20 protein-coding genes are annotated in these 18,810 nt (G+C 34.0%); 11 read left to right on the top strand and 9 right to left on the bottom strand.

Features of this window, described 5'->3' with window-relative positions; translation table 11 throughout:
- Positions 1 to 92: 92 nt before the first annotated feature.
- On the bottom strand, positions 93 to 710 hold the full coding sequence (locus ACFQ0R_RS12875; protein WP_379658785.1) for a LysE family translocator: 618 nt from the start codon (positions 708 to 710) through the stop codon (positions 93 to 95).
- Positions 711 to 715: 5 nt separating this feature from the next.
- Positions 716 to 1,738 carry a quinone-dependent dihydroorotate dehydrogenase gene (locus ACFQ0R_RS12870; RefSeq protein WP_379658784.1) on the bottom strand — a complete coding sequence of 341 codons (1,023 nt, stop codon included), beginning with the start codon at positions 1,736 to 1,738 and terminating at the stop codon, positions 716 to 718.
- A gap of 109 nt (positions 1,739 to 1,847) precedes the next feature.
- On the opposite strand from ACFQ0R_RS12870, the gene pepT reads away from it, so the two are divergent.
- From pepT to crcB, 3 genes are read left to right on the top strand one after another with little or no spacing between them, the layout of a single operon-like run.
- On the top strand, positions 1,848 to 3,083 hold the full coding sequence (pepT, locus tag ACFQ0R_RS12865; RefSeq protein WP_379658783.1) for a peptidase T: 1,236 nt from the start codon (positions 1,848 to 1,850) through the stop codon (positions 3,081 to 3,083).
- 53 nt (positions 3,084 to 3,136) lie between these two features.
- On the top strand, positions 3,137 to 4,174 hold the full coding sequence (locus tag ACFQ0R_RS12860; RefSeq protein ID WP_379658782.1) for an AraC family transcriptional regulator: 1,038 nt from the start codon (positions 3,137 to 3,139) through the stop codon (positions 4,172 to 4,174).
- Positions 4,174 to 4,554: a fluoride efflux transporter CrcB gene (gene crcB, locus ACFQ0R_RS12855; protein ID WP_379658781.1), complete on the top strand. Its 381-nt coding sequence runs from the start codon at positions 4,174 to 4,176 to the stop codon at positions 4,552 to 4,554. Before ACFQ0R_RS12860 ends, crcB begins: the two co-directional genes overlap by 1 nt.
- A gap of 16 nt (positions 4,555 to 4,570) precedes the next feature.
- On the opposite strand, the gene ACFQ0R_RS12850 is transcribed toward crcB, so the two are convergent.
- Positions 4,571 to 5,497 carry a 2-hydroxyacid dehydrogenase gene (locus tag ACFQ0R_RS12850; RefSeq protein WP_379658780.1) on the bottom strand — a complete coding sequence of 309 codons (927 nt, stop codon included), beginning with the start codon at positions 5,495 to 5,497 and terminating at the stop codon, positions 4,571 to 4,573.
- A gap of 75 nt (positions 5,498 to 5,572) precedes the next feature.
- A complete protein-coding gene (locus tag ACFQ0R_RS12845) occupies positions 5,573 to 5,803 on the bottom strand; it encodes a hypothetical protein (protein ID WP_379658779.1) in 231 nt (76 codons plus the stop codon).
- A 37-nt stretch (positions 5,804 to 5,840) separates the two neighbouring features.
- Between ACFQ0R_RS12845 and ACFQ0R_RS12840 the strand changes: the two genes are divergently transcribed.
- Complete coding sequence (locus tag ACFQ0R_RS12840) at positions 5,841 to 6,239, top strand: pyrophosphohydrolase domain-containing protein (protein ID WP_379658778.1); 399 nt, start codon at positions 5,841 to 5,843, stop codon at positions 6,237 to 6,239.
- Positions 6,240 to 6,355: 116 nt separating this feature from the next.
- Here the strand turns inward: ACFQ0R_RS12840 and ACFQ0R_RS12835 are convergent, their stop codons facing one another.
- The 3 genes from ACFQ0R_RS12835 to ACFQ0R_RS12825 are packed head-to-tail and all read right to left on the bottom strand — an operon-like array spanning position 6,356 to position 8,129.
- Positions 6,356 to 6,970: a deoxynucleoside kinase gene (locus tag ACFQ0R_RS12835; protein ID WP_379658777.1), complete on the bottom strand. Its 615-nt coding sequence runs from the start codon at positions 6,968 to 6,970 to the stop codon at positions 6,356 to 6,358.
- 4 nt (positions 6,971 to 6,974) lie between these two features.
- Positions 6,975 to 7,763, bottom strand: a complete 789-nt coding sequence (locus tag ACFQ0R_RS12830; protein ID WP_379658776.1) for a hypothetical protein — start codon at positions 7,761 to 7,763, stop codon at positions 6,975 to 6,977.
- Positions 7,764 to 7,805: 42 nt separating this feature from the next.
- The gene (locus tag ACFQ0R_RS12825; RefSeq protein WP_379658775.1) at positions 7,806 to 8,129 is read right to left on the bottom strand and encodes a DUF6122 family protein; all 324 of its coding nucleotides are present in this window, start codon (positions 8,127 to 8,129) and stop codon (positions 7,806 to 7,808) included.
- Between the two features lie 118 nt (positions 8,130 to 8,247).
- Here ACFQ0R_RS12825 and rpe point away from each other — a divergent pair, with 118 nt between their 5' ends.
- The 4 genes from rpe to ACFQ0R_RS12805 are packed head-to-tail and all read left to right on the top strand — an operon-like array spanning position 8,248 to position 11,945.
- The gene (gene rpe / locus ACFQ0R_RS12820; protein WP_379658774.1) at positions 8,248 to 8,910 is read left to right on the top strand and encodes a ribulose-phosphate 3-epimerase; all 663 of its coding nucleotides are present in this window, start codon (positions 8,248 to 8,250) and stop codon (positions 8,908 to 8,910) included.
- 1 nt (position 8,911) lies between these two features.
- Positions 8,912 to 9,871, top strand: coding sequence for a YpdA family putative bacillithiol disulfide reductase (locus ACFQ0R_RS12815; protein WP_379658773.1), 960 nt, complete (start codon positions 8,912 to 8,914; stop codon positions 9,869 to 9,871).
- 48 nt (positions 9,872 to 9,919) lie between these two features.
- Positions 9,920 to 10,831 carry a hypothetical protein gene (locus ACFQ0R_RS12810; protein ID WP_379658772.1) on the top strand — a complete coding sequence of 304 codons (912 nt, stop codon included), beginning with the start codon at positions 9,920 to 9,922 and terminating at the stop codon, positions 10,829 to 10,831.
- Positions 10,832 to 10,880: 49 nt separating this feature from the next.
- Entirely contained in the window at positions 10,881 to 11,945 is a 1,065-nt protein-coding gene (locus ACFQ0R_RS12805; RefSeq protein WP_379658771.1) for a flavin-containing monooxygenase, read from the top strand.
- A gap of 55 nt (positions 11,946 to 12,000) precedes the next feature.
- Here ACFQ0R_RS12805 and sucC read toward each other — a convergent pair whose 3' ends face one another.
- Positions 12,001 to 13,194, bottom strand: a complete 1,194-nt coding sequence (gene sucC, locus ACFQ0R_RS12800; RefSeq protein ID WP_379658770.1) for an ADP-forming succinate--CoA ligase subunit beta — start codon at positions 13,192 to 13,194, stop codon at positions 12,001 to 12,003.
- Positions 13,195 to 13,317: 123 nt separating this feature from the next.
- Here sucC and ACFQ0R_RS12795 point away from each other — a divergent pair, with 123 nt between their 5' ends.
- From ACFQ0R_RS12795 to yidC, 3 genes are all read left to right on the top strand, one after another.
- Positions 13,318 to 13,542: a DUF3820 family protein gene (locus ACFQ0R_RS12795; protein ID WP_379658769.1), complete on the top strand. Its 225-nt coding sequence runs from the start codon at positions 13,318 to 13,320 to the stop codon at positions 13,540 to 13,542.
- Between the two features lie 81 nt (positions 13,543 to 13,623).
- Positions 13,624 to 15,228, top strand: coding sequence for a CTP synthase (locus tag ACFQ0R_RS12790; protein WP_379658768.1), 1,605 nt, complete (start codon positions 13,624 to 13,626; stop codon positions 15,226 to 15,228).
- Positions 15,229 to 15,339: 111 nt separating this feature from the next.
- Positions 15,340 to 17,268 carry a membrane protein insertase YidC gene (gene yidC, locus ACFQ0R_RS12785; RefSeq protein ID WP_379658767.1) on the top strand — a complete coding sequence of 643 codons (1,929 nt, stop codon included), beginning with the start codon at positions 15,340 to 15,342 and terminating at the stop codon, positions 17,266 to 17,268.
- Between the two features lie 70 nt (positions 17,269 to 17,338).
- Here the strand turns inward: yidC and ACFQ0R_RS12780 are convergent, their stop codons facing one another.
- On the bottom strand, positions 17,339 to 18,652 hold the full coding sequence (locus ACFQ0R_RS12780) for a fasciclin domain-containing protein (RefSeq protein ID WP_379658766.1): 1,314 nt from the start codon (positions 18,650 to 18,652) through the stop codon (positions 17,339 to 17,341).
- Between the last annotated feature and the right edge of the window lie 158 nt (positions 18,653 to 18,810).

Genomic DNA, 18,810 nt, shown 5'->3' with positions numbered 1-18,810 from the left:
AAAGGGAATCAATTCATCAAGACCTTAAATCAGAAAACGCAATTAGTTGAATTCAAATAGTCACTTTGTTGGCTCTGCTCTTGAGTAGTCCTTTAAAGTAAAATCAAAATAGCAATCGCTACAAATGTGAAAATTTGAAACCATTTTAGAAATGAATAGGATAGGGATGATTTGAACAGAATTTTGGATAATTGACCTGAAAGTATTGCCACCAAACTGAAAATCATGAAGGCTTGAAACATAAATAGACCACCTAATACATAGAACTGCATCATCAAATCTTTTTCTGTGTCCCACAAAAACCCTGGAAAAAATGCCAAGAAAAAAATCGTGACTTTAGGGTTGAGAATATTCATGATAAAACCGGTTTTAAAATCAGAAAAGACAGATTTTTTAGAAACCACAGTTTTGTCTTGAGTGAAATTTTGAGACGGAGATGAATAGACTTTATAAGCCAGATAAAGTAAATACAGTGCCCCAGCGACTTTGATGCTCCAAAAAAGAGGTTCTGAGTTTTTGATAATCAAGGATACTCCAAAAGCAACAAGAGAGGTATGAATAATAATCCCAGAAACTAAACCCAAAGCGATGATCATCCCTTTTTTATAGCCTCCAACAAGACTCTGTGAAAGTACATAGATGATATCTGGTCCTGGCGAAAGCGTTAATAAAATAGACGCAATTAAAAATGGAATAAGTTGTTCTAGCATAAGATTTAGGACGTTTTATCCAAAATAGCTTGATTTATGGCTTTTATGAGACTCGGTCCTTCATACACAAAACCTGTGTAAAGCTGAACTAAGCTTGCACCAGCTTCCATTTTTTCAAGAGCATCTTCAGCAGTCATAATCCCACCAACCCCAATGATCGGAAAAGCTTTGTTGCTTTTTTCTGATAAAAATCGAATCACATCTGTGGATGATTTAGTCAAAGGCTTACCGCTTAAGCCACCAATTTCCTCCTTATTTTCCGAGGTTAATCCTGTTCTGGAAATCGTCGTATTAGTTGCAATGACTCCAGCAATTTTAGTAGTGTTTACAATTTCAATAATGTCTAATAACTGAGATTCAGTAAGATCTGGAGCAATTTTAAGTAAAATAGGTTTAGGTTTCGACTTCTTCTGATTCTTGTTTTGCAAATGATTTAAAAGTCTGGTTAATGGCTCTTTGTCTTGAAGCGCTCTAAGATTTGGTGTATTTGGAGAACTCACGTTGACTACAAAATAATCTACATAATCAAATAAAGCTTCAAAATTGTAATCGTAATCATTGACTGCTTCCTCGTTGGGAGTAACTTTATTCTTACCTATGTTTCCGCCAATTATTACATCTGTATTTTTCTTTAAGCGTTTGACAGCCTCATCTACTCCTTTATTATTAAAGCCCATTCTATTAATAATAGCTGAATCTTCCATTAGCCTGAAGAGTCTTTTTTTAGGATTTCCAGATTGAGCTTTAGGCGTAACTGTTCCAATTTCAATAAAACCAAACCCGAGACTGGATAATTCTTTAAAAAGTCCAGCGTTTTTATCAAAACCAGCGGCTAAACCTACAGGGTTTTTAAATTTCAAACCAAACACCTCCCTTTCAAGACGTTTATCTTCTATGGTAAATTTTGATCTCAAAAATTGAGGAATACCAGGCACTTGATGAGCAAATCTTAAAGATTTGAAACTAAAATGATGTACTGATTCTGGATCAAATTGAAATAAAAGGGGTCTTATAATCTGTTTGTACATCTTTTTTCAAGTTTAGTTGCAAAATTAAAGCAAATCTCACGAAGACAATCGAAAACAAGAAGGTTTAATGGCTTCAAATTCATATTTTTGAATAAAATACAACTAGTACATGATCAATTCTCAAAAGCTTTTAGAAAGATTTCTCTCTTATATTAAAATAGACTCTCAAAGCAACCCCAATAGCGACGCTACACCAAGCACTGAAAAACAATGGAATATTGCCAATCTCCTCAAGAAGGAATTGGAAAGCATTGGTATGCAAGAAGTCTCAATAGATGACAATGCTTACATTATGGCAACGCTTCCCTCAAATGTGGAACATGAAGTGGATACTGTCGGGTTTATCTCTCATTTTGACACTTCTCCAGATTTCAAAGCTTCAAATATTAATCCTCAGATCCATGGAAATTATGATGGAGGTGATATTGTCTTAAATAAAGAAAAAAATATTGTTTTGTCTTCTACTTATTTTAGAGAAATTAAACAATACAAAGGTCAAACCCTCATCACAACCGATGGAACGACTTTGCTGAGTGCAGATGATAAAGCTGGCGTGACCGAAATTATTATGGCCATGGAGTACTTGGTGAACCACCCAGAAATCAAGCATGGTAAGATACGAGTTGGGTTTACACCAGATGAAGAAATTGGAAGGGGCGCACATCATTTTGACGTGGAAAAATTTGGAGCTAAGTATGCTTACACCATGGACGGTAGTGAAATTGGAGAACTAGAGTATGAGAATTTTAATGCAGCTTCAGCTACTTTAAGATTTAAAGGTACTAGTGTTCATCCAGGCTATGCCAAAAATAAAATGGTAAATTCCATGTATATGGCTCAGAAATTCATCGATGTCTTGCCCAAAGATGAAGTTCCTGAGCTTACTGAAGGTTATGAAGGCTTTTTCCATTTATCCAAAATTTCAGGGAGTATTGAACTCACGGAGCTTAAATACATCATCAGAGATCACGACAAAGACAAGTTTGAAGCTAGAAAACAACTGATGCAGGATATAGTTGCAAAAATGAATACTAATATTGAAGAGGCTGACATCAGCATAGAGGTGAAGGACCAATATTTCAATATGAAAGAAAAAGTTGAACCTATAAAATATATTGTAGATATAGCAGAAAAAGCCATGAAAGAACTCCATATAACTCCAATCCTGAAACCAATAAGAGGAGGAACAGATGGTGCTCAATTAAGCTACAAAGGCTTACCATGTCCAAATATTTTTGCAGGAGGTCATAATTTTCATGGAAAATATGAGTATGTTCCTCTGGAAAGTATGGTGAAAGCTTCAGAAGTAATTGTCAAAATTGCAGAACTCACAGCCAAAAAATAAATTCAAAAAATCTGATATCATTTTAAGTATATTAGCTTAATAATTTTTAGCACATGAAATTCTTTAAATATCTTTTTTTCCTTATTGTCCTCATTTTTGTGGTTGGCTCACTTTACATCGCTACGATATCAATTCCAGAAGAAAAAACTTTGAATTTTGAAACTCCAATTACTGCAGAGCTATTTGAACAAAAAATTCAAGATTTATCCACTTACGAAAATTGGTTTAGTTTTCCACAAAAATCGACTTCAGAACCAAGACTCAGTAGTGCAGAAGATTTTGAAAACACTACACTATCCTGGCAAAATGAAACTTTTGAAGCTATTAATTTTCAGAATAAAAATCTCGACGAGGATTCAATACAGCAAAGACTAGTTTTAAAAACGTGGTTAAGTTCTTCTGAATTTGATATACGTTGGAAATTTGAGTCTTCAGAAAATGTCTCAAATATCATAGTTCACTTAAAATCAGATGCTAACTTTTGGCAAAAAACTGAATACGTTTTCACAGGTAAAACGCATTTAGAAATTACTGAAAAAGCAATAACGCAAAGTCTTAAAACTCTAGAACAAACTATAACCAAGGAAATTTCTGTTTACGATATCTCACCAATAGGCAAATTAGAAACTGGTGGCTTTTACATCCTCCACGCCACATCTGCTTCAAGATTAAATTTTGATAGCATCTTGAGAAAATCAAAACCTATTTTTCAAAGTATTGAAGAGTTTATGAAACAACAAGAGTTAGATATTTTCAAAGGAAAACTAATTGTTTTTGAAAATTTTTATAATGACTCAGAAAATATAATATTTTCTGCAGGAATAGGTTCAAAAAATCAAGTTGCAATACCAAATTATTTTGAGGTTTTATCAAAGCAAATAAGAAGCAACGTATATTTTAAAACTCAACTTAAAGGTGATTATATCAATCTCAAGGAGCTCCTTTCTATTGCTGAAGCTACGATCGAAAAGAGAGAACTTGTTATTGACAAAACGCTAAAGCCTTATTTAGAATTTCAGGTCGATTCAAGTGATACTGTGAATCCTGCAGAATGGGTTACTAATTTTTACATCCCAATTTTTGAAAATTGATGAAATCTGCTCTACTTGTATTCCTAGGTGGCGGTTTAGGCAGCCTTGCTCGTTATTGGATTTATCTGTTTTTTAAATATCAAGTTGATACAAAACTAGATGTTTATGGAACTTTAACCGTAAATGTTTTGGGAAGCTTACTTATAGGTTTTTTGATGGGTTGGTTATTAAAGTCTGAAACTTCCTATCCAAATTTACAACTACTGCTAGTCGTTGGTTTTTGTGGCGGATTCACAACCTTTTCAACCTTTTCTGCGGAAAATATGAGCCTACTTAAAAATAACCTTTATACAGAATTTCTTCTTTATGGCTTAGGAAGTCTTTTACTCGGGGTATTAGCCGTGTTAATAGGAATTGTTATTATCAAAAAAGGATTTTGATAATAACAATTCGAGTTTAATATCCTTTAGAAACATCAACTTCATTCATTAAAGAATCTCCATTTTGCATTCTTTTATAATTTTCCAATAACTGATTAGCTACTGACTCGGGATCAGTCATGCTTGCTACGTGAGGAGTGATTTGTATTTTTGGATGATTCCAGAACGGATGAGTTTCTGGCAGAGGCTCTTCTTGAAAAACATCCAAACTTGCGCCTTCAATAATATCTTTATCTACTGCTGAAATCAGATCTGCTTCAACTAGATGTTCTCCTCGAGCCACATTTATCAAATACGCTTTTTCTTTTAGTTTTTTGAACACATCCATATCTAGAATTCCTTTGGTTTCTGATGTTACAGGAAGCAAACACACCAAAATTTGAGTTTTGCTCAGAAAATCATCAAGTCTGTCTGCTCCATATACTTGAATTCCATCTACAGTTTTGGAAGAATTGGCGTAACCAATAACATCAAACCCATTTGCTTTTAAAACTTTACCTGCTTCTTGACCTAAAACACCATAACCCATAATTCCAACACTAGTTTTCTCTGGTGTCTGATAAGATTTTGGCTTCCAGTTTTTATTGGATTGATCTTGAAGATGAATAAAAAGGTTTCTTGAAACAGCTAAACACTGTAAAAGTACAAACTGACTCATATCTTTTGTCAATTGGTCATCGACTATTCTTGTCACTTTTACACCTTCAGGAAGTTCATCATCTTTCAGAATATGATTCACACCAGCACCCATAGATGCAATAACCTTTAAATTTGGAAAGTCTTTGTAAAGCCCTTCTGGATGCTTCCAAGAGATTGCAAACTCAACATCTTCAGGTCTTTCCACATCTGGGTAAATTTGAATATCTAACGACTTATTTTTTTCTTTTAGAGTGGAAAACCATTTGTCAGGGTTTCTAGTAGTACTAACCAATAGTATTGACATAGTTTATTTTTAAATCGAATTTATATCTTTTATCAAATTTAGTAAATGATTGAATGTTCAATCCAAAAGATCAAATTAAGAGCCACCCATCATATTTCTTATAAGATCTAATAAAGAATCATCTCTCCAGTAAAATCTTAAAAAAATCAATGAAATAATGAAAATGAAGAATCCCAATAAGACGAATAAAGTTCCCTTATAATATTTGCTGTGCAAACCTTTTTCTTTGATATAGGAATAAATCAAAACCGATACAAAAGCCACAACAAAAAAAATGATAAAGGCGATACGTCCTGGAGTAAACATAAATGTTTTATTTTACGCAAAAATACTCTATTATCTTATGAAAAAACCGCTAGACCAAGTAAAAAAATTCCATAAAGCTTTTGGATTGGACGTGTCTGAAACCCAGAAAGCCAACTTAGGGCTTGAGAAAAATTTGTTGCGTTATAAACTTATGAGAGAGGAAAACGAAGAATACCTGGATGCTGCTATGCAAGGTGATCTTACAGAAGTTGCAGATGCTCTTGGAGACATGCTTTATATTCTCTGTGGGACAATTATATCTCATGGCATGCAACATAAAATTGAAGAAGTCTTTGATGAGATTCATCGAAGTAACATGAGCAAACTCGGTGAAAATGGTAAGCCAGTTTATAGAGAAGATGGGAAAGTCTTGAAAGGATCTGATTATTTTAAGCCAGATCTCAAAAGGATTTTGGAAAATAAATTGAGTCAGTAACTAGTATCTAGTTACTGATTCTATAAGTCTTAACTACATGAATCTTTGATTGAGGTTTGAAGACATTCTAAAGAGACAATTGGCCTGTAATTCCTTTTGAAGATTAAAGGAAGATTTTAAAACAATCCGTTGATTTCTCCATCAATTTTATTGAGAATATAGCCTAAATCTTGAGGCGCATCTACAAAGTCTAAATTGTCAACATCTATGATAAGTAATCTCCCTTTTTCATAAGTTTGAATCCAAGCTTCATAACGTTCATTGAGTTTGTTGAGATAATCTATAGATATAGAGTTCTCATACTCTCTGCCTCTTTTTTGAATTTGCTTAACCAAATTAGGTACACTGCTTCTAAGGTAAATTAATAAATCTGGTGCTTCAGTTACAGATTCCATCAGATTAAATAAAGAAGAGTAATTATTAAAATCTCTGTTGGACATCAAACCCATCGCATGCAAATTGGGAGCGAAGATAAAAGCATCTTCGTAAATCGTTCTATCTTGAATAATATCGATTTTACTCTCACGGATTTGTAGAATCTGTCTGAAACGGCTATTCAAAAAATAGATCTGCAAGTTGAAAGACCAGCGTTTCATATCTTCATAAAAATCTTCTAAAAATGGATTTTCAATCACATCTTCGTATTCTGCTTTCCAATTGTAGTGTTTAGCGATAAATTTGGTGAGCGTAGTTTTTCCAGCTCCTATATTCCCAGCGATTGCAACGTGCATAAAATCAGTTATTTACGATATTAAATTCGTACGTATAAAGTACTTTATCGCTGTAAATATAGATGTTTTCACCATTGAAATAAAATTGATTGAAGCTAATTTCTGGTTTTTTAAAGATGATTTTATTGTTAGAGTCTTTTGTGAATACCTCGAGGTGATTTTCAGTTTGAACCATGACTTGATTCTTAAAAATATTGAAGGAAATAACGTTTTCAAAAGTAAATCGATCAATTAAACTTCCGTTTATATTAAATTTCAAAAAGCCATTAGGGTAAAGAAGCCAAGAAAAATTATAGTTGCTCCTTAACTCTATTATTTTTTTATTAATTGGTAACGAAGAGCTTCTAGTTCGAAGATTTTCGTAGTCAAAAAGCTCGAGTTGCTGAAGATCTGCATTGAATATCCAAAGTAAATTATCTTTGGAAACGCCAGCGAAATCAACAGTTTTAAAGTCTGAAATGAAATTGAAGTTTATACGTTCAATTTCATTCAAGCGGTTATCCAGAATTACTACTGTATTAGCTTCTTTATAGAACAAAAGAATTTTGAGCGGGTTTAATAAATCTACACCTTCAAGTTCGCCAAGTTGTAAATCCTGAAACTGAAATTTCTTTTGTTTTTCAGTTTTGTAAAACACGTTATTCCTAGAAAAATAAAAATGCTGATAGGTATCCACCCCCCAAAATTGGTCTGCATCCACTGGTAAGCGATCGATTACTTCTAAAGTCGCTGTTTGGGAACATAAAGCCAACGAAAATAAATTCAGAAGAAAAAATAAACAAAGACGTTTCATGGAATTAAAGTGATGTGAAAGATACCAATTAAAATATTGCTGCTAAAAACTTGACCATAAACAATCAATACCATCTGTGATGATGTGAAAAACAAAACCGATAAATGCAAGTTTTATCCATTTATTCTTAAATAAAAACATTCCTGCCATGTAAATTAAAATAGCGATTTCAGAATGAAATGTATGGAATCCGATGCTACAACGGTCCGGATCAAAAATTGGGGTTGCCCACAAATGATCAATATCGATAAGCATTGTAGAAAGTAATATCAAGAAACCTTTCCACACTTGCCTTGGGTTATATATCCATGCAATAGCAATAATAACTACAAAATGATTGATATAATGAACTAAAGGTTGCCACATACAGATCTTCTAAACTGAAGTGCAAAATACAGTTAAACACGTCTTAAACGCAAGCCGTTTTAATAAATATATAGGGTTTTAAACATGTAAAACCTTATTTTTGCACAAAATAATTTTCATGAACGATAAACTTATTGCCCCATCTCTACTAGCTGCAGATTTTGCCAATTTGCAACGTGATATAGAACTTATAAATGAAAGTGAAGCAGACTGGTTCCATATTGACATCATGGATGGTGTTTTTGTTCCAAATATTTCATTTGGAATGCCTGTATTGAAAGCAATAACTAAGCATACCAAAAAATTTGTAGATGTCCACTTGATGATTGTTGATCCAGATCGCTACATTAAAGATTTTGCTGATTTAGGGTCAAATATGCTTACAGTTCATTATGAAGCTTGTACTCATTTACATAGAAGCTTGCAATCCATCAAACAACATGGAATGCAGGCTGGAGTTGCTTTAAATCCTCATACTAACGTTGAATTATTGAGAGACTGTATCAATGACATTGATATGGTTTGTTTGATGAGTGTAAATCCTGGTTTTGGCGGACAGCACTTTATAGAGAGAACATTTAAAAAAGTAAAGCAATTAAAAGCTTTAATTAAAGAAGAGAATGCTAAAACCAAAATAGAAATAGATGGAGGTGTTACCAATAAGAATGCTGAAGAATTGGTAAACATGGGTGCAGATGTTTTGGTAGCAGGTAGTTATGTATTTAAAGCTGATGATCCCAAACAAACTATTCACGATCTGAAAAATTTGATAAATAAGTAATATGACATATGATGTTCTAATAGTTGGTGGTGGCCCAATAGGGATTGCTTGCGCTCTTGAGGCAAAAAAGAAAAATCTTTCTTATGTCATCATAGAAAAAGGAGCTCTTGTGAATTCATTATATAATTATCCAGATAAAATGACATTCTTTTCTACATCGGAGAAGCTCGAATTGGATAACATCCCTTTTGTAAGTACCAATTCCAAACCTTCAAAACAAGAGGCTCTAGAATACTACAGAAGAATCGTAGAAGCAAAGCAAATTCATATTCAATTATTTGAAAAAGTACAGAATGTGACTAATGAAGATCACATTTTTACAACCACGACCTCAAAAACGAAGTATCAGTCCAAAAACATTGTTATCGCTACAGGGTTTTATGATATCCCAAATTATTTGAACATTCCCGGTGAAGAATTGGATAAAGTCACTCATTATTACGGAGATCCACATTATTACGCTACTCAAAAGGTTGTTGTTGTAGGGGCAAGCAATTCTTCTGTTGATGCTGCTTTAGAAACCTATAGGAAAGGGGCTGAAGTTACAATGATTGTGAGAGGAGAACAGATTGGCGAACGTGTAAAATACTGGGTAAGACCAGATGTCATCAACAGAATAAACGAAGGAAGCATCAAGGCTTATTTCAATTCTGAATTGACTGAAATTGGAGAAGATTACGTCAAATTCAAAGACGAAAAAGGAAAAATCCAGACCCTTGAAAATGATTTTGTCTTAGCACTTACAGGGTACAGACCCAATTTTGAGTTTTTGAAAAAACTAGGAATTAAGCTTAGCAATGACCAACTTTCTATCCCGAAATATGACAAGCAAACCATGAAGACCAACGTAGATGGCATTTATTTGGCTGGTGTCATTTGTGGAGGTATGGAAACACACAAATGGTTTATCGAGAATTCTAGGATTCATGCCAAAATGATAATGGAAGATATTAAAGCTTAATTAAGTTTTGTTGATTATTCACAATTAGCAATTTAGCTATATTTAAGCATGGGAAACTCTAAACTTAAAAAGTATTACTCCAGGTTAAATTCTTTTGTACTTTCTGAAACCCTCAAAGAAAAACTTGAGAAGGTTATTGTTATTACCGCCATCGTTAGTTTTTTGATTCATCTTGCCATCATCGGGTTGATTGATTTTGATCTTCTAGATTTCGGTGAATATGACGGAAATCTAATTATAAGTCCGATTTCTGCTATTTACACACCATTTTCAATCATTCTTATTTATGAGGTTTATCTTTTAGTTTTTTACCTCCCCAAATCTATCACCATTTATATAGGGAAACAATATGAAATTATTACACTGATTTTGATTCGGAAAATATTTTATGATTTATCCAATTTAGAATTTTCTTCAGATTGGTTTTCTATTGAAGGTGATATTCAGTTCACCATAGATATATTAGCTACTCTGGCATTGTTCTTTTTGATTTTTCAGTTTTACAGACTGAATGCTAAAAATAAAGTTGAAAAAGAAAAAATTACACATAAAACCAAATCACACATTAAAGTAAAAAATGTATTTGCAACCATTTTAGTTCCCACTATTGTTTTTCTTGCCTTGTTTTCTTTTGGAGATTGGTTCTATGAGACTTTGACGGGTTCAGACTATTCATCGACCTCGATAAAGACCGTAAACACTGTGTTTTTTGATGATTTTTTTACTGTTTTAATTCTCATTGATGTTCTTTTACTTCTCTTTTCATTTTTACAAACTGAAGAATTTAGTAGAGTTATTCGAAATTCAGGTTTTGTCATTTCTACCATACTTATCAAATTGTCATTTTCTGCAGACAATATTATCAATACTATACTGATAGTTGTAGCTGTAACCTTTGGAGTTTTGATCCTCTACATTTATAATCAATACTTTAAACTTAATCAAACACTTAAAGAATAAGTCTTGCTTTTAATGTTTATAAAGCTTACATTATTAAAAAACTTTTAAGATGTATGATTTTATAATTATAGGTGCTGCTCAGGCTGGACTTTCAATGGCTTATGAACTTGAGCAGTTGGGAAAAAATTATTTAGTCTTAGATAAAGAGGAAGAAGTTGGAGCCTCTTGGTTAAAACGTTGGGACTCACTAACACTTTTCACACCTTCAGAATTTAATAATCTGAAAGGAATGGATTTTCCAAAACCAAAAGGACATTATCCTAACAAATATGAAGTTGCCGATTATTTTAAAGCTTACGTAGAAAAATTTAACATCCCTATTGAATTTCAAACTTTGGTTACTGAAATTCAAGATAAAACTGATTATTTTATCATAAAACATAAGGAAGGGTTTTATGAAGCTGAACAAGTCATCATCGCTACAGGACCGTTTCACATTCCATACACACCTCCATTTTACACCAAAATAGATTCATCTATTTTTCAAATTCACAGTGATTATTACAAGAATCCTGATCAATTACAAAGCGGAAAAGCATTGGTAGTGGGTGGTGGAGATTCTGGATATCAGATTTTAGATGAGATTTCAAATACCGATCGTGATGTTTATTTCTCTGGTGATACCAATGTAAAGACGCTTCCACAGGAATTTCTTGGAAAAACGCTGTGGTGGTGGTTTACTAAAACTGGCTATCTAAGTTTTGGAAAAGATTCATGGCTAGGCAAGAAAATAAGTGAATCCAAACAACCTGTTATTGGAGTGGATGTGAAAAGGATTCTTAATAAAGGAAATGTAATTCCCGTTGGAAAAACTGTAGATGCCAAACAAAAAATTATTATTACAGAAGAAACAAAATTAGCCGATGTGAAAAATATCGTTTGGGCTACAGGTTACAGACCAAAATTTGATTGGATTGAAGGGTTGGAACTCGATAAAAATGGTTATCCAGTTCATGAGAGAGGCGTTAGCAATGTAGATGGTTTGTACTTTATAGGTTTGCCGTGGCTTCACACACGAGCATCTGCAACACTTGGTGGCATCAAGAAAGATGCGGATTATTTAGGAGACTATATCAAACACAAAGTTTCAAACAAAGAACCTATTTCAGTTTAAAACCAAAAAACCCTCGACGGATCGAGGGTTTTATAATTATATAAAGTAAATTCTGTTAAGCTAGTACTTCTTGAACTTTATCTGCAGCTTCTTTAAACTGAACTGCTGTTTTCACATTGATTCCAGCTTCGTTTATTAATTCTACAGCTTTCTCGGCATTAGTCCCTTGTAGTCTTACAATAATAGGAACTTTAATTTCATCTCCCATGTTTTTATAAGCTTCAATAATACCTTCTGCAACACGGTCACATCTTACGATACCACCGAAAATGTTGATTAAAATAGCTTCTACTTTATCATCTTTCAAAATTAGCTTGAAAGCTTTTTCCACACGCTTAGCATCTGCAGTACCTCCAACGTCAAGGAAGTTAGCAGGCTCACCACCAGCAAATTTGATCAAGTCCATTGTTGCCATAGCAAGACCAGCACCATTAACCATACAACCAACGTTTCCGTCTAGATTCACATAGCTTAAACCAGCATCTCTAGCTTCAACCTCTGTAGGATCTTCTTCACGCGTATCACGCATGCTTTGGTAATCTTTATGTCTAAATAATGCTGAATCATCTAAAGTCACTTTAGCATCCACAGCGATAATTTTATCATCACTAGTTTTAAGAACAGGGTTGATTTCGAATAACGAAGAATCTGAACCATCATAAGCTTGATATAATGAGGTAACAAATTTCGTCATTTCTTTGAAAGCTTTTCCTTCAAGACCAAAATTGAAAGCAATTTTACGAGCTTGAAATGGTAAAATTCCAGTAGAAGGGTCAATTTCTTCTGTGAAAATTTTCTCAGGAGTTTTATCTGCAACACTTTCTATATCCACTCCACCTTCTGGAGAATACATTATCATATTTCTTCCAGTTGCTCTGTTAAGCAACACAGACATATAGTATTCTTCTGGCTCATTATCACCTGGATAATAAACATCTTCAGTTATAAGAACTTGGTGCACCTCCTTACCTTCTTTGCTAGTCTGAGGAGTAACTAAATGCATTCCCAAAATTTCGTCTGCAATTTGCTCTACTTCCTTAAGGTTTTTAGCCAGCTTAACTCCGCCACCTTTACCTCGGCCACCAGCGTGGACTTGAGCTTTGATTACGTGCCATCCAGTTCCAGTTTCTTCGGTAAGTTTTTTTGCAGCCTCAACAGCTTCTTTAGGAGTTTTTGCTAGTATACCCTTCTGGATACCTACGCCAAAACTGCTTAGTATTTCTTTGCCTTGATATTCATGTAAATTCATAATCAGGTTTTATGATATAATTTGGTTCACAAAAGTAATAATTAAAAGTTTGGCTACAATAATTTAAAAGGGTTTCTTAGCAACATGAGTAAAAGCCTATCTCATACTTACATTTGAACGTTAATGAATTCTGAAACCTACAAAAAAGCCTTAGTTGAACTCGCAAATGCCAAAATGCATTTTGGTAAATACAAAGGGTATTATCTTTCTGATATTCCAGAATATTATTTGATATGGTTTAAGCGAAAAGGATTTCCAGAAAACAAGCTTGGCCTGCAAATGCAAGAGGTGCTAGAATTGAAAGAAAATGGTCTAGAGTATATTTTGAAAAAAATCAGAAATAGCTAAGGTATTTTTGAGTTAATATCCATACAAAGCAAAAATTAAATGATATTTTTGCATCCCGAATAGACAAAATTTAGAACACAAATGGCCGATACAAAGTATATTTTTGTAACAGGCGGTGTTTCCTCGTCTTTAGGGAAAGGAATAATCGCAGCATCTTTAGCAAAACTACTTCAAGCAAGAGGTTACAAGGTAACCATTCAAAAACTAGACCCTTACATAAATATTGACCCAGGCACGCTTAATCCTTATGAGCATGGCGAATGTTTTGTGACAGAAGATGGTGCAGAAACTGATCTTGACCTTGGCCACTATGAACGTTTCTTGAACGTTAACACATCCCAAGCCAACAATGTAACTACAGGAAAAATCTACCAAAGTGTCATCGACAAAGAACGTAGAGGAGATTTTCTCGGAAAAACCGTTCAGGTCATTCCTCATATTACAAACGAAATAAAAGAACGTATACAAATATTAGGTCAGGATGACACCTACGATATTGTCATTACAGAAATTGGCGGAACTGTAGGAGATATTGAATCTTTACCATATATAGAAGCAGTAAGACAGCTTAAATGGGAGCTTGGAGAGCACAACGCCTTAGTGATTCATTTAACACTAATTCCATACCTATCTGCTGCAAAAGAACTTAAAACAAAACCTACTCAACATAGTGTAAAAACACTCATGGAAAGTGGGATTTCCCCAGAGATTTTGGTGTGTAGAACAGAGCATCAAATTAATGATGACATAAGAAGTAAATTAGCTTTATTCTGTAATGTAAAAAAAGAAGCAGTCATCCAATCTATAGATGCAGAATCGATTTACGATGTTCCCAACCTAATGGCTGAAGAAGGTCTGGATACGATCACACTTAGAAAACTAAATCTTAAAGATGATGTGGTTCCTAATCTTGATAAATGGAACTTTTTTGTTGACAAATTGAAAAACGCTACAGAAGAGTTATCAATTGGCTTGGTAGGTAAATATGTAGATTTACAGGATTCTTATAAATCTATATTAGAATCTTTTATTCATGCTGGTGCTTATAATGACGTGAAAGTAAATGTCGTATGGATTAATTCTGAAGAACAAGATTATAACGAAAAAATCTTTCATAAGCTAGACGGACTCCTTGTTGCTCCCGGGTTTGGTGAACGCGGTATTGAAGGTAAAATAGCCGCTGTTAATTATGCTAGAACTCATAATCTTCCATTTTTGGGCATTTGTCTTGGACTCCAAATGGCTGTAATTGAGTTTTCTCGTAATGTTTTAAAACTTGCAAAAGCAAATTCAGAAGAAATGAACCCTAACACCCCATACCCAGTCATTGGTCTTATGAAAGACCAAAAAGACTTAAAACAAATGGGAGGCACCATGAGACTTGGCGCTTGGGATTGTAAGTTTAAGTCTGGATCTAAATTATCTGAAATTTATGGTACAACAGAAATTTCTGAAAGACATCGCCACAGATATGAGGTCAATAATGATTACGTGGAAGATTTGGAGAAAAACGGTATGTTTTGCTCCGGTAAGAACCCTCAAACTGGACTTGTGGAAACTATAGAACTGAAAGATCATCCATGGTTTATTGGAGTTCAATATCATCCTGAATATAAGAGCACTGTGGCCACCCCACATCCGCTATTTTTAAGCTTTATTGAAGCTGCTAAAAAATTTCATAAATAGATGAAACGTAATCGTTTCAGTAAATTAACCAGCAATAACACACTTAAATAAAATTAAATGTTGATTTTTGCAAAGATTTTAAAAAATCAATTTTCACAATACTTATAGTCAATGGAAGAAAAAAAAACGTTTGATAAGAACTCTATTATAGGATTTGCTCTTATAGGTTTAATCTTAATTTGGGTCATGTACATGAATCCAACTGAAGACAAAGTCCCTGAGGAAAATAAAACAGAGCAAGTTGAGTCAACATCTAAACAAAAACCTGCTTTAAATCAAACTAAAAGTACTCCAGAACTTGCCCAAGAATCCAGTTCTAGTCTTCAGGACTCTGTAAAAAGTGAGTTAGCTAAAAGAGAATATGGTGCATTTGCATATTCAGCTATTAAGGATTTCGCAAAAGATGATGCCGTTACAACTATTGAAAATGAAGTTTTAGAACTTAAAGTCAGCAACAAAGGGGGGCAAATTGTTGAAGCCAAAATGAAGAAGCACGACACCTACAAAGGTGAACCTGTTTATTTGATAAAAGATGGTAATGCAAACTTCAATATTTCTTTTGAAGCAAATGACGGAAGAACTTATAACACTAGCGATCTTTATTTTGAACCCAACTTAAGTACAGAAAATGGAAGTCAGACGCTGAGCATGAGAGCTAAAATTTCTGACATAGAGTTTCTTGAATTTTATTACGGTTTAGAACAAGGTGACTATATGATGAACTTTGGGATTCGATCCCAAGGTTTAAGCAATCTAATTTCTTCAGAGAACGCCAATTTATCCTGGGAGGTGAAAGCCTTGCGTAAAGCAAAAAGTATTTCTTATGAAAATAGATATACAGAAATCGTTTATCTCTATGAAGGCGATAAAGACGATTATACAGGACAAGGCGATGAAGCAATTGAGAAAGATGAGTTAATAGAATGGATAGCTTTTAAGCAACATTTTTTCACATCAATTTTACTTACAGATAGTCCTTTTTCTAGTGGTAAAATGACATCAAGAAACTTGGTCCAAGATGAGCAAGTGGATACTTTATTCACCAAAAACTTTCTTGCTGAAGTTCCTATAAAATTAAACAACGGAGAATTTTCTGAGAGCATGAATTGGTATCATGGACCTTCAGATTTTAAAATTTTAAGCTCTTACGAACGTCAACTAGATGAAATCGTCCCTTTAGGTTGGGGACTTTTCGGATGGATTAACAGATACGTCTTTATTCCTTTCTTTGGGTTCTTAAGCAGTTCACTACCAAGTTATGGTTTAGCGATTATTGTGATGACCATTGTGGTGAGAATTGTCCTCTCTCCTATTACTTACAAGTCTTACTTGTCTCAGGCTAAAATGAAAGTTTTGAAGCCAGAGATCAACGAAATCAACGAGAAGTATAAGGACAATGCGATGAAAAAGCAGCAGGAAACCATGAAGCTGTACAGCAAAACAGGTGTAAGTCCGCTAGCCGGATGTATTCCTGCACTATTACAGATCCCCGTCTTCTACGCACTTTTTCAGTTTTTCCCAAGTGCTTTCGATTTAAGGCAAAAAGGATTCTTATGGGCTGAAGATTTATCGAGTTACGATGTTATTTATGAATGGGATACGTATATACCGCTTGTATCATGGGCTTACGGTAACCACATAAGCTTATTTCCTATTCTTGCTTCGGTTGCTATATTTTTCTACACGCAGATGACTGCAGGTCAAAATATGCAGCAAAGCTCACAACCAGGTATGCCAAACATGAAAGTGATCATGTACTTTGCACCTTTGGTTATGCTTATATTCTTCAACAATTACGCGAGTGGTTTATCGCTATACTATTTCATTTCAAACTTGATCACCATAGGTATCATGTTAGTTATAAAACATGTGATAATAGATGAGAATAAAATCTTAGCCAAAATCGAAGAGAAAAAGAAAAAACCTAAAAAGAAAGGTAAGTTCGGTAAGAAGTTTCAGGAGATAATGGAACAAGCAGCTGAACAGCAGAAAAAGAAACAAGGTGACAAAGATGATAATAAGAAAATAGACAAGAAATAGTTGCCTTATAAAATTAAAAAAAAGGAGTCCAAATTGGACTCCTTTTTATGTTTAAAAGCTATAGCCTATATTAATTAACATTGATATCACCATTCATCCCTGAATGTATAGTGCAGATGTAATCATTGATTTCCGCAGCTAATTCTGCTGTAAGCGTAAAATCAAACTGCATTCCATCAGTGACAAAATTTACATCAGGATCAGCCTCGAAAGAGCCTTGTGCGCTTTGACTCAAGAGAGCATCTCCATTTGCATTTCTTAGTTCAAATGGGTGTGAACTAGCACCTGTTATGGTTAATTCATAACGTGTTCCTTCTGTAAGTGTCCAGGTACTATTATTAGAATCTAAACTTGTTGGCTGCTCACTACCCGTAATACTACTCACATAAAAAGCCTGTGCTCCGTCATTATCTACGGTCATTTCTACAGTATTCGGAGCTGGTTCAGGTTCTAAGCCTAAATCCGGGAGAATTACCGTACTCACAACATGTATAATTCCGTTTCCTGCTTGAACATCAGTAACGACTATTTCAATTGCCCTTCCATTTTGGTCTGTTATAGTTGTCCCATTAAGTTCAAAAGTCTCACCTAAAGTTTCAACTGTTCCAGAAGGTAATGTAGACGATGTGATATTAGCATTTGCAATAACATGCGTATTTAATGTTGATGTTAAAACTTCTCCACTTATATCTGCAAGTGAATTGAATTCTAACTCACTTAACAAAGATGTAAAAGCATCATTTGTAGGAGCAAATACAGTAAAAGGTGCAGGATTTTCAAATGAACTTAAAGTCCCAACAAAATCAGGTTGATCTTCTCTTGTTAGCGCCTGTACTAAAGTTTCAAAAGTTGGATCTGCAGCAGCAAATGTAGTTACATCAGGAATGCTAATCACTTCATTGACTACGTGTACTACTCCATTGGAAGCCAAAAGGTCTGGACCCGTTACTGTAGCTAAATTATTTAAGGTAATGTCGGTCCCTACATTAACGTAGAGGCTCAAATTATTTTCATTCCCTGTAAATTGTTCAGTAGCTAAAGTAGTTAAGTATTCAGTTTGCAGATCTGAAGACTCAGCTGCGCCTTCAACAACGTGATTCAATAAAATATTAGTCACTTCTTCGGTTGTCAAACTTGACGTATCAATATTTCCAAAAGCCATGTCGGTTGGGGCAAAAATGGTAAAAGTTGAGGAATTTAATGCATCATCTAAACCTGTACTCACCAGTAAATCCTCCAAAATTGTATGATCAGGACTGTCTGCAATAATTTCAAAAGTAGTAGGCTCACTCGAAATTGGAGATGCTGCATCATCATCTGAACAGGAACTTAATCCTACAATAAATGCTGTAAATAAAATTAATCGTAATACTGTTTTTTTCATTTTCATAACATTTTTTTTTAAAGTTATTATTTAAAGAATTCATTTTTGTTTAGCTTTCGTTAAAATAAATTAAACAAAATAAAAGTATCTTATAGCTTTAACAGTATGGTGTCTTCTCTTTAATTGTTTTTGTATTTTTGCAAATCAATAATTTGAAG

Origin of the sequence: Psychroflexus salinarum, from assembly GCF_042677225.1 — a bacterium.
Taxonomy (GTDB): domain Bacteria; phylum Bacteroidota; class Bacteroidia; order Flavobacteriales; family Flavobacteriaceae; genus Psychroflexus; species Psychroflexus salinarum.
This window is presented reverse-complemented; position numbering and strand designations above follow the sequence as displayed.